This window comes from Paenibacillus sp. BK033, assembly GCF_004345425.1.
Taxonomy (GTDB): Bacteria; Bacillota; Bacilli; order Paenibacillales; family Paenibacillaceae; genus Pristimantibacillus.
The window spans coordinates 941,526-954,051 of record NZ_SLVP01000001.1 but is presented as its reverse complement, the minus strand read 5'-3'; the positions used below and the strand labels follow the sequence as shown (position 1 = coordinate 954,051).

At 47.6% G+C, this 12,526-nt stretch carries 11 protein-coding genes and 4 pseudogenes; 2 read left to right on the top strand and 13 right to left on the bottom strand.

Features of this window, described 5'->3' with window-relative positions; genetic code table 11:
- Nucleotides 1-3: 3 nt before the first annotated feature.
- From EV294_RS04130 to EV294_RS04080, 11 genes and pseudogenes are all read right to left on the bottom strand, one after another.
- Nucleotides 4-912 (bottom strand): carbohydrate ABC transporter permease, encoded by a 909-nt coding sequence (locus tag EV294_RS04130; protein WP_132304070.1) that lies wholly within the window; start codon nt 910-912, stop codon nt 4-6.
- Between the two features lie 94 nt (nt 913-1,006).
- A complete protein-coding gene (locus EV294_RS04125; protein WP_132304068.1) occupies nt 1,007-2,314 on the bottom strand; it encodes an ABC transporter substrate-binding protein in 1,308 nt (435 codons plus the stop codon).
- Between the two features lie 232 nt (nt 2,315-2,546).
- Nucleotides 2,547-3,410, bottom strand: coding sequence for an RNA polymerase sigma-70 factor (locus tag EV294_RS04120; RefSeq protein WP_132304066.1), 864 nt, complete (start codon nt 3,408-3,410; stop codon nt 2,547-2,549).
- Nucleotides 3,388-4,689 (bottom strand): NAD(P)/FAD-dependent oxidoreductase, encoded by a 1,302-nt coding sequence (locus tag EV294_RS04115; RefSeq protein ID WP_132304064.1) that lies wholly within the window; start codon nt 4,687-4,689, stop codon nt 3,388-3,390. Before EV294_RS04115 ends, EV294_RS04120 begins: the two co-directional genes overlap by 23 nt.
- Nucleotides 4,690-4,815: 126 nt before the next feature.
- Nucleotides 4,816-5,496 (bottom strand): HAD family hydrolase, encoded by a 681-nt coding sequence (locus EV294_RS04110; RefSeq protein ID WP_132304062.1) that lies wholly within the window; start codon nt 5,494-5,496, stop codon nt 4,816-4,818.
- Nucleotides 5,486-5,785, bottom strand: a complete 300-nt coding sequence (locus tag EV294_RS04105; RefSeq protein WP_132304060.1) for a hypothetical protein — start codon at nt 5,783-5,785, stop codon at nt 5,486-5,488. The genes EV294_RS04110 and EV294_RS04105 overlap by 11 nt, the downstream gene beginning before the upstream one ends.
- Before the next feature lie 15 nt (nt 5,786-5,800).
- Nucleotides 5,801-6,274, bottom strand: a complete 474-nt coding sequence (locus EV294_RS04100; RefSeq protein WP_132304058.1) for a GNAT family N-acetyltransferase — start codon at nt 6,272-6,274, stop codon at nt 5,801-5,803.
- Between the two features lie 15 nt (nt 6,275-6,289).
- On the bottom strand, nt 6,290-6,742 hold the full coding sequence (locus EV294_RS04095; protein WP_132304056.1) for an NUDIX domain-containing protein: 453 nt from the start codon (nt 6,740-6,742) through the stop codon (nt 6,290-6,292).
- Nucleotides 6,743-7,090: 348 nt separating this feature from the next.
- A complete protein-coding gene (locus EV294_RS04090) occupies nt 7,091-7,828 on the bottom strand; it encodes a DUF3221 domain-containing protein (protein ID WP_132304054.1) in 738 nt (245 codons plus the stop codon).
- Nucleotides 7,829-8,222: 394 nt separating this feature from the next.
- Entirely contained in the window at nt 8,223-10,085 is a 1,863-nt protein-coding gene (locus EV294_RS04085) for an ABC transporter ATP-binding protein (RefSeq protein WP_132304052.1), read from the bottom strand.
- A pseudogene (locus EV294_RS04080) lies at nt 10,082-10,402 on the bottom strand (ATP-binding cassette domain-containing protein); the annotation flags it as partial. The gene EV294_RS04085 and the pseudogene EV294_RS04080, both read right to left, overlap by 4 nt.
- A 22-nt stretch (nt 10,403-10,424) precedes the next feature.
- On the opposite strand from EV294_RS04080, the pseudogene EV294_RS04075 reads away from it, so the two are divergent.
- Nucleotides 10,425-10,841, top strand: a pseudogene (locus tag EV294_RS04075) (ATP-binding cassette domain-containing protein); the annotation flags it as partial.
- Nucleotides 10,838-11,056, top strand: a pseudogene (locus EV294_RS31060) (ABC transporter ATP-binding protein); the annotation flags it as partial. The pseudogenes EV294_RS04075 and EV294_RS31060, both read left to right, overlap by 4 nt.
- Nucleotides 11,057-11,065: 9 nt before the next feature.
- Here EV294_RS31060 and EV294_RS04070 read toward each other — a convergent pair.
- Nucleotides 11,066-11,797 (bottom strand): annotated as a pseudogene (locus EV294_RS04070) (ABC transporter permease); the annotation flags it as partial.
- Nucleotides 11,791-12,276 (bottom strand): MarR family winged helix-turn-helix transcriptional regulator, encoded by a 486-nt coding sequence (locus EV294_RS04065; RefSeq protein WP_132304050.1) that lies wholly within the window; start codon nt 12,274-12,276, stop codon nt 11,791-11,793. The pseudogene EV294_RS04070 and the gene EV294_RS04065, both read right to left, overlap by 7 nt.
- Nucleotides 12,277-12,526 lie beyond the last annotated feature (250 nt).

The window sequence follows — 12,526 nt, the reverse complement described above, 5'->3', positions numbered from 1 at the left end:
CCCTCAATCCTTTCGATCCGTAAGTTTAAATTGAATGACCGCAATGAGCAGCATGATGACGCAAAATACGATGGACTGCGCGGAAGCCAGGCCAAACATGTCCTTCTTGAAGCCCGTCACGTAAATATAACGGATCATCGTATTCGTCGAGTCACCCGGACCGCCGCCCGTCATAATCTGAACTTGACCGAATAATTTCAAGCAGCTGATCACCTGATAGAAGATTTGAATTTTCATGACTCTCGACAAGCCCGGTATCGTAATATGCCAGAATTTGCCCCATGCCCCAGCCCCGTCGATCGTAGCCGCTTCATAATGATCCTGGGGAATTTCCTGAAGACCCGCCAGAAACAGCACCATAACGAATCCAACCGTCCACCAGTCGGTCGCAATCGTAATCGCCCACCATACAAACCGGTGGTCCGTCAGCCAATTGATGTCCTGAGGAAAGCCAAGTAGCCCCAGCAAGCCGTTGACCGGACCGTTCTTCGGATCAAACAGCTTCAGCCAAATAAAGCTGATGACCGAAACCGACAAAACATAAGGAAGGAAATAGACGGAACGAATCAAAGTTCTCAGCCAGATCCGTTGATTAATAATGAGCGCCAGAACTAGCCCCAATACGAGAACCGTCGGAGCGCAGATGAGCACAAAATAAAACGAGTTCCATAAATAGTTGTAGAAATCGCTATTTTCGAAAATCCGCTTGTAATTGTCTAACGCCACGTACCGCTGTATCCCTTGAATATTCCAGACATGCAGGCTAATCCAGGTGCCGCGCAGGACGGGCCACAAATAAAATAGGGCGAACGGGATCAAAAAAGGAACAATATACAGGATCGCTTTTAGCTCGGCTTTTGCCCGGTTGCCCGACACTCTCTTCTTGCGCAGTTCAATCGGTTTGGTATCCATATGTGTTTCTCCCTGCTTCTCTACGTCATTCTTGTATCAAGAGTCGGCCGGACAGTAACGCCGTACCTGCCCAGCCATCCAATCAAGAGCTGTATTAGTTAGCCAAAATCTCGTTAATCTGCTTCTCCAAATCCTTCAATCCGTCCTCAGCCGATTCGTTATGGAAAATGATGTTTTGCAGCGATTCGGCAATCGTCGTAATGATCGTCGTATAATTATCGGTTTGCGGCGCGAATTTGACGGTCTTCTGCGCTTCGATAAAGAACTGGCGATATGGCAGCTTATTGTACTCTTCGCTTGCCGTTACCTTGCTGTTCGCAGGTACATGACCGGCATTGCCCCAAGTCTGTCCGCCCACTTCGGAGAAGTATTTCATAAACTTGGCAGCGGCCTCTTGTTTCTCCGCTGAGACATACGACGGAATTACAAGCGTATGCGAGCTTCCCCAATGCGTCTGGCTTCCGAAAATCGCCGGCAGCGGCATTGCGCCGATATGTTTCGAAGCATCGCCAAGCAGCACGCCAGCTTCCCACACCCCGCCAAACCAGAAGGCGGCTTTGCCGTTGCTAAACGTATCCCACGGGTTTTTATCGTTAATGTCCGCATACTGCTGGGTATAAATATCGTCATAGAATTTCAGTACGCTCAGCGCTTTGTCATTGTTAATAGCGGCTTTCTTCAAATCCGATGAGAGGATATCGCCGCCGGCTTCATAGTACATATTCAGGAAAGGCTCTTGGAAATACGGCGTGTTAACGGCCATCGCCTGCACATCCGGAACGGCTGTTTTAATTTGTGCCAACGTATTCAAATAACCTTCCGGACTTACATTATCAAGCTTCGGCGTCTCATCCTCCTTTAACAGATTCGCTTTTTTGAGAATGTCCTTATTGTAATAAAGCATGTGGAAGTGGGTGTCGAGCGGTACCGCGTAAGGCTTGCCTTCATAAGTGACGCTTGTCATATTCGATTCGCTGATCTGACCGAGATCAAACCCGACCTTGCTTGCAAGCTCGTCAACGGGCACAATTTGCTTCGCTTTCACAAAAGGAGAAATCCGGTCAACGTGGGCTACGGCTACATCCGGACCCTTGGAAGAAGAAAGCGCCGTGCCTAGCTTCGCGTAATATTCGTTCGATTCCAGACGCAGCTGCTTCACGCTCACCTCTTGCTGCGAATCGTTAAATCCTTTAATAATCTGATCGACGAAATCCCCTTCGCCGCCGCCGAACATATTCCAGAACGTAATTTCCACCGGACTACCGCTCTTGCCGCCTGCGTTCCCGTTATTCGTTTTGTTATCCGTGTTATTGCCGCCGTTGGACGAGGAACATCCCGTTACGGCTAATGCCAGCGCCATCCCGGCGGTCAGCATCATTCCGGCTTTCTTCTTTGCTCTCATGTTTCGACTACCCCTCTCTTATTGGAGAAAGCGCTTCATGCAAAATGTAAGTGCTTTCTTTAATCCTTACTTTATCGTGTTTGCTTACCCAGCCAAACCGATAAAACGCTCTATTTAGGGATACAAAAATAAGGTCTGCTAAGTAGGTGAGGTAGACGATCTTACGATAGGTGTCAAAATGAAAGAAAAAAAGACCCCCTCCCCAAAAAAACGGAGATAAGGGTCAATATTTCTAAAGATGGCGTAACTTTTCCGGATTGGCGACAGCATAAATTTCTTCGATCTTATGATCCCGATAAGCAAAAGAATAAACGTATTGAATCCCTTCATCCGAATGAAGGAGGATTCCAGGGAGCCCATTCACCATGAGGAACGAATACGTAATCTTACCCCCATGCAGGTTGATCGAATATTGATGCAGCTTCAGCACTTGCTCGAATCCGACAACAGGCACTTGCGCCGCTCTTACTTTGCCTCCGCCGTCCGAGTAGAACACCACGTTTTCGCTTACCAATTCAAGAAGCTTTGCCGTATTTCCTTGCAAGAGTGAATTCACAAACTCTTTAATATTCTCCTCCGCAACGGAAACCGACGGTTGCTCATCCGGGTCGAAATGGATGCTTTTTTTGGCGCGGTGGAAAATTTGCCTGCAATTCGTACTGCTTTTCCCGACCATATCGGCAATCTCTTCAAACGAATAATGAAAAATCTCCCGAAGAAGAAAAACCGCCCTTTCCGTTGCGCTCAGTTGCTGCAGAAGCAGAAGATAAGCCGTGGAAATCGACTCGGACCGCAAATACTTATTGGATGGGTCGTTGTCCGGGGTCCCTTTATCGAGGAGGGGCTCCGGAAGCCAAGGACCAACGTACATTTCCCTTTTTTTGGCCGACGAGCGCAAAAGATCAAGACAGCGATTCGTGACGATTTTGTATAAAAATGCCCTTTCGTTTCGAATGGTCCCGGCATCAGACAGCCCGTTATAGCTCAAAAAAGCATCTTGTACGATATCTTCCGCATCCATGACGCTGCCGAGCATCCGATAGGCTAACGAAAACAGCTCCGTTTTATAACGTTTATATAACTCCTCTATGCTCATAAAAGGCATTCCTCTCCTTACCCTCAAGGGAGAGCATGTGTTGTACGGCTCTTTTGGCGCTTGCCGTCGCCGCATCGGCCAATACTTCACCATGCGACGCCCATTCTCCTGCTACATACAATCCTTGTATTTCAGGGACAGCGGGTCCGGGATTCTCAAGACGTTTCATATGCATAAAGTCGTGACAAACCGTCATTTTTGGAAGGTATTGCTTGACAATCAATTCTTCCCGCCATCCCGGCTGCATTAAATCCAGCACGCCTTCCAGTTCTTTCAAATCTTTATCCGGGTCCGGTTCTTTCCCTTGGTACTTAATAAGCGATATGACCTGCGCTCCATCATCGCTTAGATAAGCAGCACGAGAATAATTGCTGAAAAGCACGGTCTGATCAATCCCGTAAGCAAATTGTTGTTTAGGCTCGGGAAGCCGCTTCAAGGCCACATCGAGGCAAGCCGCGGTGACCTCAATCGCTTGTTCTTTCCAAGTATGAAGGGCGGTTTTTTCCGCAAAGGGCACCAACTCATTGGCTATGGAAGGCGCTGTGGCAAGGATAACATGGTTCGTATCGATTTTCGTTCCGTCTGCGCAGAGCACCTGCCGTACGATACCTCCATGGGTATCGATGGACGAGACTTTGCTATTGGTTAAAAACGTTACGCCCAGATCGGATGCCTTTTGATGCAATTCTTCAACCATTTCGCCCCAGCCGCGATCCAGGTACAATGCGCCTTTAAGGGCATTCTGCAGCTGCTTCAACACGGGACCAGCGGCTGGCAAATCAGGCCCAACCACATAACTGGCGGCACGCAAGAGCGAATAAAAGATATTGCGTACCATCGGATCTCGCATATTCCCTTCTACCCATTCGCGGATACTGATTCCGTCAAATTGACGAGTATCCGCTTTTTTAACTTTCATAAGGCAGGAAGCAAACTCCATCTTTCCTTGCCAGGACAATAGCGGGGTTGTAAACAAGGATTTCATATCCGAAGGCAAGGGGCTTAATTTCCCTTTCCAAACGCCATAAGCGAACGATGAAGGCCGCTTTCCTTGTAAGGCCAATCCCAGTTCCCTGAAAGTCGCATACGCGTCCCCCTGATACAAGGCATGCGCGCCCAGATTAAAGTAAGCACCTTTTTTCTTGTTGGAAACGGCTCGGCCGCCCAAGCGGTTCTGTTTTTCAATGACCACCGTTTGTTTCCCGGCTTTGGCTGCGTAAATAGCAGCGGTTAACCCCGCAATTCCTCCACCAACCACAACAACGTCAACCTTTTGCATCGCACATCATCCCTTCGCCATTTTTATCTGTATGACGGGGAGGGGATATGAAGTGTGACACCTAAGCAAAAAAATTTTTAAGGCGAATCTCTTCGCCTAACTCACCTTCATGTTCTTGATCGAATATTACTTAAACGATAAACCGGCAGCTGGAAATACAAACTTGAGTAGTTCATCCAAATCATGAATAACGCCATCCGCCTCAACATCGGGAGAAAAGTAAGGGTTGTACTTCCACACAGCCTTCATGCCAACCGCACGGCTGCCTCTTATATCGCTATCCGGGTGGTCGCCGACAAAAACGGCATCCTTCGCCTTCACGCCAAGCTTGTCCAAAGCTCTTTGAAAAATAGCCGGATCCGGCTTGCGCAGCCCTTCCCATTCCGAGATAAGAACCTCGTCGAAAAAGGGACTAATGCCTAATGCTTTGAAATTATCGTACTGAAATTGGCCGTAACCGTTTGAAATAAGGGCGATTTTGATTCCGCGGCTTTTTATAGAGGACAGCATCTCAATGAGATGAGGGAACCCGACGCAATGCTGTTGAAACGACTTCAAATAATCGTCCAGCAGCTCTTCCCACCGTAAGCCTGGAATCTGGAATTCCGCCAACAGCTGCTGATATACCTTATCCTTCCACACATAGCCATGCTGATCAAGTTCAATGAACCGCTTCGCAAAAATATCCTTGGCTACCTTCTGAAACGCCGGATAACGTTCATATTGATCATCGATAAACAAAGCCAATGAGGCATCGCGGTCGAGCAACGTCCCGTCCAGATCAAAGAGTACCGCTTTAATCCGCATGGTCAGCCGGCTCCCGTCCACGGCCAAACGAGATCTTCCTTGGCAGCTTGCCCGTATCAAGCGCAGTATAAGCATCCATGATACTAGGCACATTTTTCTTCGTTAATACATACCCGCGAACGATATCTCTCATAGGCATCAATTGTTCCAGAGGCATGGAGGCCAATGCTTCCTGCATCAGCGAAATTTCAGTTTTAAAAGCCTTCGATAGCAGCCTGATTAATTCATCTTGTTCTGCCGCCGCTAGACTGTTGTACAATTCAGAAATCTGATGTTCTTCAAGTCTCATGGCATCCCCTCCTCTTTAATCCAACATTAATATGTATAACTGCCTGCCGCCGCCTTCCGGTCCACGCGGAATGGGATCTTCTTGAGGTACAAAACCAAACTTTTCGTACAGCTTTCTTGCCGGAAGTCCACCCTCCAAATCTTCGCCAAACGTAACGACTGACACCTCTGCCGGGGATTGAAAAAGTTCAAGGACATGCCTCATAAGCGCGGAGGCCGCTCCTTGATTTCTTGCCTTTTCAGATACTGCCAGCCAGCCTATCTTATAGGAAGGAGCATTTCTCGTTGAGATCAGGATGCCTCCAAGCAACGGTTCTCCAGGCACCCCGTCATTTTCCCGTATGCAAAATGCCCTGCCCTCGCAAATATTGCGTTCAAGCGTCCGAACAAACAATGGATCATTCACCATCGGTCCAAACAACTCTTCCACTTCAGCAGCCAATATCAACCACTGCTTTATATCCTCTTTCGTTGCGTTTACGACCTTCACAATCCATGCTCCTATCTAATTCACATCACCCAGATAATGCCTGCTTTTATCTTTATTTTTAATTCTCTTCCCTAACTCGCTTGGGTAGAATCGGATCTCATCCAGCCGTTTAATTTCCATCCATTCAACTCCTACTTGATGTTCATCCGGAACAGACACATGCTCAAAGGTTGGATTTGGGGAAACCAGATCACACTCGAAATAAAATTCAACCTGATGCATTCCTGAATCGCCGTCATTGTGGTTCCTGCCGATATATTCACGTATGTAGACAAGATCTTGAACCTCTACCTCTTCTCCAATCTCCTCGAGACATTCTCTTACTACCGCTTGCCTCAAACTCTCGGAATGCTCTTGTCCGCCGCCTGGACACAAATAGAAAAGCCCCTCATCATCCTTATTAACCGTCAATAATATTTTCTGGTCCTCCATAATAATAGCTTTAGCTGAGTTTCGAACTGGCTTCATCTCTTGCTCTCACTCCCCTATTTATTTGTTAGTAAGGTAATCTCTTTAGCTGTACATTCTCATGTATACGGCATAAGTATCCGATTGAGTCAACTTGCGTCTCGCCCCTGCTTTCCGTTGCTATATTTTAATTCTCGCGAAGAACCGATGTAACTATTTTATATCCAAATACACATACGAGAACGAAACCTATCGTTCCCAAAAGTTTATGAATTGGACCGTCAATGATGTCTCCCCCGCTTAATGCATTCAACAAATCGCTAATAACGAAAATATGAGGCTGAGGTAGTATCATTAGAATTACTCCAACGATAAACCCAATAAATAGATTTATAGTTCTGGACACGCCTACCATCCTCCTTTCAATCTAATAATCTCTTCGGCTACCGCTTGAGGCGGCTGCGATTGCATGATATACCCCGCTGCTTTTACCATTACCTTCTCGCCAATATTAAGGTCATTATAAAGCTGAATATCTTTTACATGGTAGATCATCACATCGTCCTTATCCTCATTCGTCAAAAAGTCAGAAAGGGACTTTGTCCTTGCTTCTTTTTCCGAGATATTATGTACGACGTAAATTTTCGGTATGTTACTATCGACTGTTTTTCCAACAATAAAGTCGCCTTTATCCGCTTCTAATTTCTCCGTCCCGTGTTGATTTCTTTCCGATACAACAGTCTTTTGAAGATCACGAATGGATGGTAATGTTCCGTTTGGCGCCGTTGTTATTTTATATAAAGTCCATTTAGGAAAAAGCTTATGGTATATGGAGTTGGTAGCCGATGTCATATATACATGAAGCGGCTTGGTCCCAACCTTGCTAACCAAATAACCCACTTGTTTTGAACCTCCTTGAAAATCCGTTGCAGATTCAACTTTTGTATCCATCGGCAACTCAAGTAAATATTCCATTGTTGGTTTGTCTAATGAAAGAGCTTGAATAGATACTTGATCATGAACTTCAATAATCTGTTCCAATTGTTTTTTCAATGCATGCTGTGGCGACAATGGTCCAAAACGAAGGTACAGATACGAGCCTCCCATTAAAACAACCACAACAATGAAAATAAAGGTCTTTCTCACATGGTGTACCCCCACTTATCATTTTCCTATCTTTGGAATTACCTATTAAGACGTCATCCGATAACATTTGTTGCGCATCACTGCCTTTTATGACCTTAAAAAACAAAAAGAGAAAGCGCAGCTTAAACGCTTTCTCTTTTAATCGTCTTCCCTCAACCAATAGCCATTACGGGGAGGCTAAATTTGAGGCTATTGTAGTCTAAGGGTATAGGGGGATGGAGGGTTTGTATCTCTGGAGGAAAGCATATGCTTTCGAAGCAGCTTTCTTGCAGAAAGCTTGTAAGCGTTCGCCTTTGCCATTCGTGAAATCTCGTTGAAAACGAGTTAATTCAAAATTTCACGATGGCAACAGCGGCCGGAAGAGATACAAACCCGTAATCCCTTGCTTTTAAAACTACACAGCCTCAATCGCCTTCCCCGTAAACTGGCTATTATACAAATCCGCATAGAAGCCGCCCTGCTCCAGAAGCTCCTCATGCGTACCCTGCTCGATAATCGAGCCTTGGTTCATGACCAGAATCAGGTCCGCGTCGCGGATAGTGGACAGACGATGCGCGATAACGAAGCTTGTACGGCCTTCCATCAGATGGCCCATCGCCTTCTGGATGTAGACCTCTGTCCGGGTATCGACGCTGGAGGTCGCCTCATCGAGAATCAGAATGGACGGATCGGCCAGAATTGCCCGGGCAATAGTGAGAAGCTGCTTTTGTCCTTGCGAAATATTGGACGCCTCTTCGTTAAGAATCGTGTCGTAACCGTCTGGCAGCGTCCGGATAAAGTGGTCGGCATGGGCCGCTTTCGCTGCGTTAACGACATCCTCCTCGGTAGCCCCTTCACGGCCATACGCGATATTGTCGCGGATTGTGCCGTTAAAGAGCCATGTATCCTGCAGCACCATACCGAACATGCCGCGCAGATTGCTGCGCTTCAAATCCGTAATATTAACGCCGTCAATCGTGATTTTCCCGTCATTCAGCTCGTAGAACCGCATGAGCAGGTTTACGAGCGTCGTTTTGCCTGCCCCCGTTGGACCTACGATCGCCACGGTCTGACCGGGCAGCACATTGATGTTCATGTTATCGATCAGGGTTTTATCGGCTGTATAACCGAATTTCACATGATCAAAGTGCACGGAACCGCTCGGACGGGTTATCGTTTTCGCGGGATTTGCTTCCGTCACTTCTTCTTCCTCGTCCAGAAGCTCGAAGACGCGTTCCGCGGAGGCGATTGTCGATTGAATAACGTTCGAGATATTCGCCAGCTGCGTGATTGGCCAAGTGAACTGTCTGGTGTACTGAATGAAGGCCAAGATATCCCCGACTTCAATCGCGCGTCTAGTCACGAGGATACCGCCGACGATGCTGACAAATACATATCCGATATTTCCGATAAAGCTCATGATCGGCATAATAATGCCGGAGATGAATTGGGCGCGCCACCCTGCATCGTACAACTGCTCATTCATCTTTTCGAACTTTTCCATGGATTCGCGCTCGCGGCCAAAAGCTTTAACGATCTTGTGTCCGGTATACATCTCTTCCACGTGTCCGTTTAATTTGCCAAGCTCCGCCTGCTGCTTCACGAAATATTTCTGCGAGCGCTTCGCGATAACGGCCGTCGCTGCCAAGCTGAGCGGAATCGTCAGGAAGACGATCAAGGTCATCAGCGGGCTGATGGTGAGCATCATAATAATAATGCCGACAAGCGTAATAACGGACGTAATCAGCTGAGTTAAGCTTTGCTGCAACGTATTGGCGATATTGTCCACGTCGTTGACGACCCGGCTCAAGATCTCGCCATTGGATTTGGAGTCGAAATATTTCAGCGGCAGCCGGTTGAACTTCGCATTCACCTGCTTGCGCAAATCGTAAACCGTATTCTGGGCTACGCCCGCCATCAGATACTGCTGAATGTAGCTGAATACCGAACTGATGATATAGAGAACGACGAGAATAAGCAGAATCTGGTTTATCGCATCAAAATCGATATGCTTGGCAATAAAGCCTTCGGCCAGCTTGGTCATCGCATGACCCATGATTTTCGGGCTTACGATACTGAATACCGTACTCAAAATCGCGGTAAGCAGCACCAGCAACAGCTTCGTTTGATGCGGCTTCAAATAAGCCATTAAACGAAACAGGGTTCCTTTGAAGTTTTTCGCCTTTTGCACCGGCATCCCGAATCCGCCGGGACCACCCATGCCCGGGCCTCTGCCGGGTCCGCCTGGAGGGCGGCCGTTTCCTTTTTGCTGGCTCATGCAATCTCCTCCTCTGACAGCTGCGAAGATACAATTTCCTTGTAAACCTCGCAAGTTTGCATAAGCTCCTTATGGTTGCCAATCCCCGCGATGCGTCCTTCATCAAGAACGATAATGCGGTCCGCATCCATAACCGTGCTTACCCGCTGCGCAACCAGCATAACGGTCGAATGGCCTACTTCAGACTTCAGTGCCGCCCGAAGCTTCGCATCCGTCTTGAAGTCCAGCGCCGAGAAGCTGTCGTCGAACACGTAAATCTCCGGCCTTCTGACCAATGCCCGCGCAATGGACAAGCGCTGCTTCTGCCCGCCGGATACGAAGAAAAACAACGGCAAAGAAGGCTATCTGGAATTCCGCGGGGTGACTTTCAGCTATCCGGGCGCGGAACAACCGGCGTTGTCGGATATTTCGTTCCAGGCGGGCCCAGGCGAAATCACTGCCATAATCGGCGGTACCGGTGCGGGTAAATCCACGCTGGTCAGCTTGATTCCGCGTTTCTATGACGTGGATGCGGGTCAGATTATGGTTGACGGCATGGACATTAGAGATATGTCCCAAGAGGATCTCCGTCATAAAATCGGCTTTGTTCCGCAAAAGGCGGTTCTCTTTACGGGAACGGTAGCGGAAAATATCCGTTACGGGCAAGAGGATGCAACCGATGAGGAAGTTGCCCATGCCGCGGCTATCGCGCAGGCGTCCGAGTTTATCGGCCGGATGGAGCAGGGCTACGATTCCATGATTGCCCAAGGCGGATCATGAACATTTCGACGATCGTCATTATTGCGATCGGCGGTATCCGCATTGACCATGGCAATATGCAAATCGGTTCGCTGATGGCTTTTATCCAGTACGGCATGCAAATCATGTTCTCGCTACTCATGATGTCGATGATGCTGATTATGATTCCTCGCGCGCAAGCATCGTCTGTCCGTATAAATGAAGTGCTCGATATGGTGCCAACGCTGTCCGACAAAGAAGTGCATCATCAGCGGCATAAGGACCGCCATGATTTTATTTACGCGCACTGCCGTATCCGTCAGATCGGCGTTTGCCGCGTCGAATTTCTTACTCTCGTGGCTGATCCGGTCAAACGAACGGATAACGCGGATACCCGTCAAGCCTTCGCGCAATACCAGGTTCAATTTATCGATCTTCACTTGCATCGCTTTGAACAACGGAATGCCTTTGCGCACGACCAGGAAGATCGCGCCTGCCAGTACCGGAATAACGACAACAAAAACAAGCGACAGCTTGGCATCCTTCGAGATCGCCATAATGATCCCGCCGATACACATCATTGGCGCGGTAATCATCATTCGCAGGATCATGATAAGCACTTGCTGTACCTGCGTAATATCGTTTGTTGTCCGCGTAATCAGCGAAGCTGTGCCAATCTTGTCGAACTCCTGCAGCGAGAAGTTCTCGACATGCTTAAACACCTTGCTGCGGACATCCCGTCCGAAACCCATTGCGGATTTCGAGGAGAAATAACTGGCCAGCACGGAGCAAATGCCGCCTCCTGCCGCAACAAGCAGCATGAAGCCTCCGATTTTCCAAATATAAGACTTGTCGCCTTGGGATACGCCTTTATCCACGATATCCGCCATCAAGGTTGGCAGGTATAAGTCAGATAAGGTCTGCAAGAAGACAAAGACCAAGACACCGATTACAAAAAGCCGAAACGGCTTTAAATAGCGGAATAATTTCAGCATTTGTTAACATCATCTCCATTTGAATCGTTCAGATTCATTTGTTCGAAATAAGTAGTTGTCTGCCTGAGCAGACGGATTAATTGCTCCGTATCCTCGTCGCCCAAAAAATCAACGAGCCCGTTCATCCGCTGCATAAAACCCTGCAGCGCCTTTTTGGCGGTCAATTCACCCTCTTCCGTCAGGGACACGCGGACCGCTCTTCTGTCTCTCGGATCCTCTTTGCGGACAATAAGCCCCATCTCTTCAAGCCGGTTAAGCAGCTGCGTAACCGTTGGTGACGTCACCTTTAGAAATTTGCTTAAATCGGATACCTTGACCCCTTCTTCTCCATTGCCCATACGCTTGATTACAACTAGCAGCCGTAGCTCGCTGTGCTTCTGCTTCAGATCCATCGGCTGATGGTTCCAGTTCATCTTGTTGAACAGCATAAATACTTCAATCAGTCTTCGTGCTGCGGTCTCTTCTCCACCGCCGGCCATTTGATCACCTCACCCTTTAAATAAGTAAGCCGCTAATTATTTTAGTACTCTTAATAATAGGCTACCTAATTATATTTCACTCCGCTATGACTCGTCAAGAAGATGAGATTTTTCTGAGGAGACTTTTCTGAGAGCTTTTCTAAAGAGATTCTCATTTATTTCTCATAAAGGTGTCTTTCTTTACAATTCATTGATCTTTCGCTCTAATTGTAAAATTTTGTGCGGTTTCGGTTATGTTATAGTAATTTCA

What these genes read in the sequence shown, in the direction of transcription:
- EV294_RS04130 (WP_132304070.1), bottom strand. Translation starts at nt 912, where the DNA reads ATGGATACCAAACCGATTGAACTGCGCAAGAAGAGAGTGTCGGGCAAC.
- EV294_RS04125 (WP_132304068.1), bottom strand. Translation starts at nt 2,314, where the DNA reads ATGAGAGCAAAGAAGAAAGCCGGAATGATGCTGACCGCCGGGATGGCG.
- EV294_RS04120 (WP_132304066.1), bottom strand. Translation starts at nt 3,410, where the DNA reads ATGAGCATAGAGGAGTTATATAAACGTTATAAAACGGAGCTGTTTTCG.
- EV294_RS04115 (WP_132304064.1), bottom strand. Translation starts at nt 4,689, where the DNA reads ATGCAAAAGGTTGACGTTGTTGTGGTTGGTGGAGGAATTGCGGGGTTA.
- EV294_RS04110 (WP_132304062.1), bottom strand. Translation starts at nt 5,496, where the DNA reads ATGCGGATTAAAGCGGTACTCTTTGATCTGGACGGGACGTTGCTCGAC.
- EV294_RS04105 (WP_132304060.1), bottom strand. Translation starts at nt 5,785, where the DNA reads ATGAGACTTGAAGAACATCAGATTTCTGAATTGTACAACAGTCTAGCG.
- EV294_RS04095 (WP_132304056.1), bottom strand. Translation starts at nt 6,742, where the DNA reads ATGAAGCCAGTTCGAAACTCAGCTAAAGCTATTATTATGGAGGACCAG.
- EV294_RS04085 (WP_132304052.1), bottom strand. Translation starts at nt 10,085, where the DNA reads ATGAGCCAGCAAAAAGGAAACGGCCGCCCTCCAGGCGGACCCGGCAGA.
- EV294_RS04065 (WP_132304050.1), bottom strand. Translation starts at nt 12,276, where the DNA reads ATGGCCGGCGGTGGAGAAGAGACCGCAGCACGAAGACTGATTGAAGTA.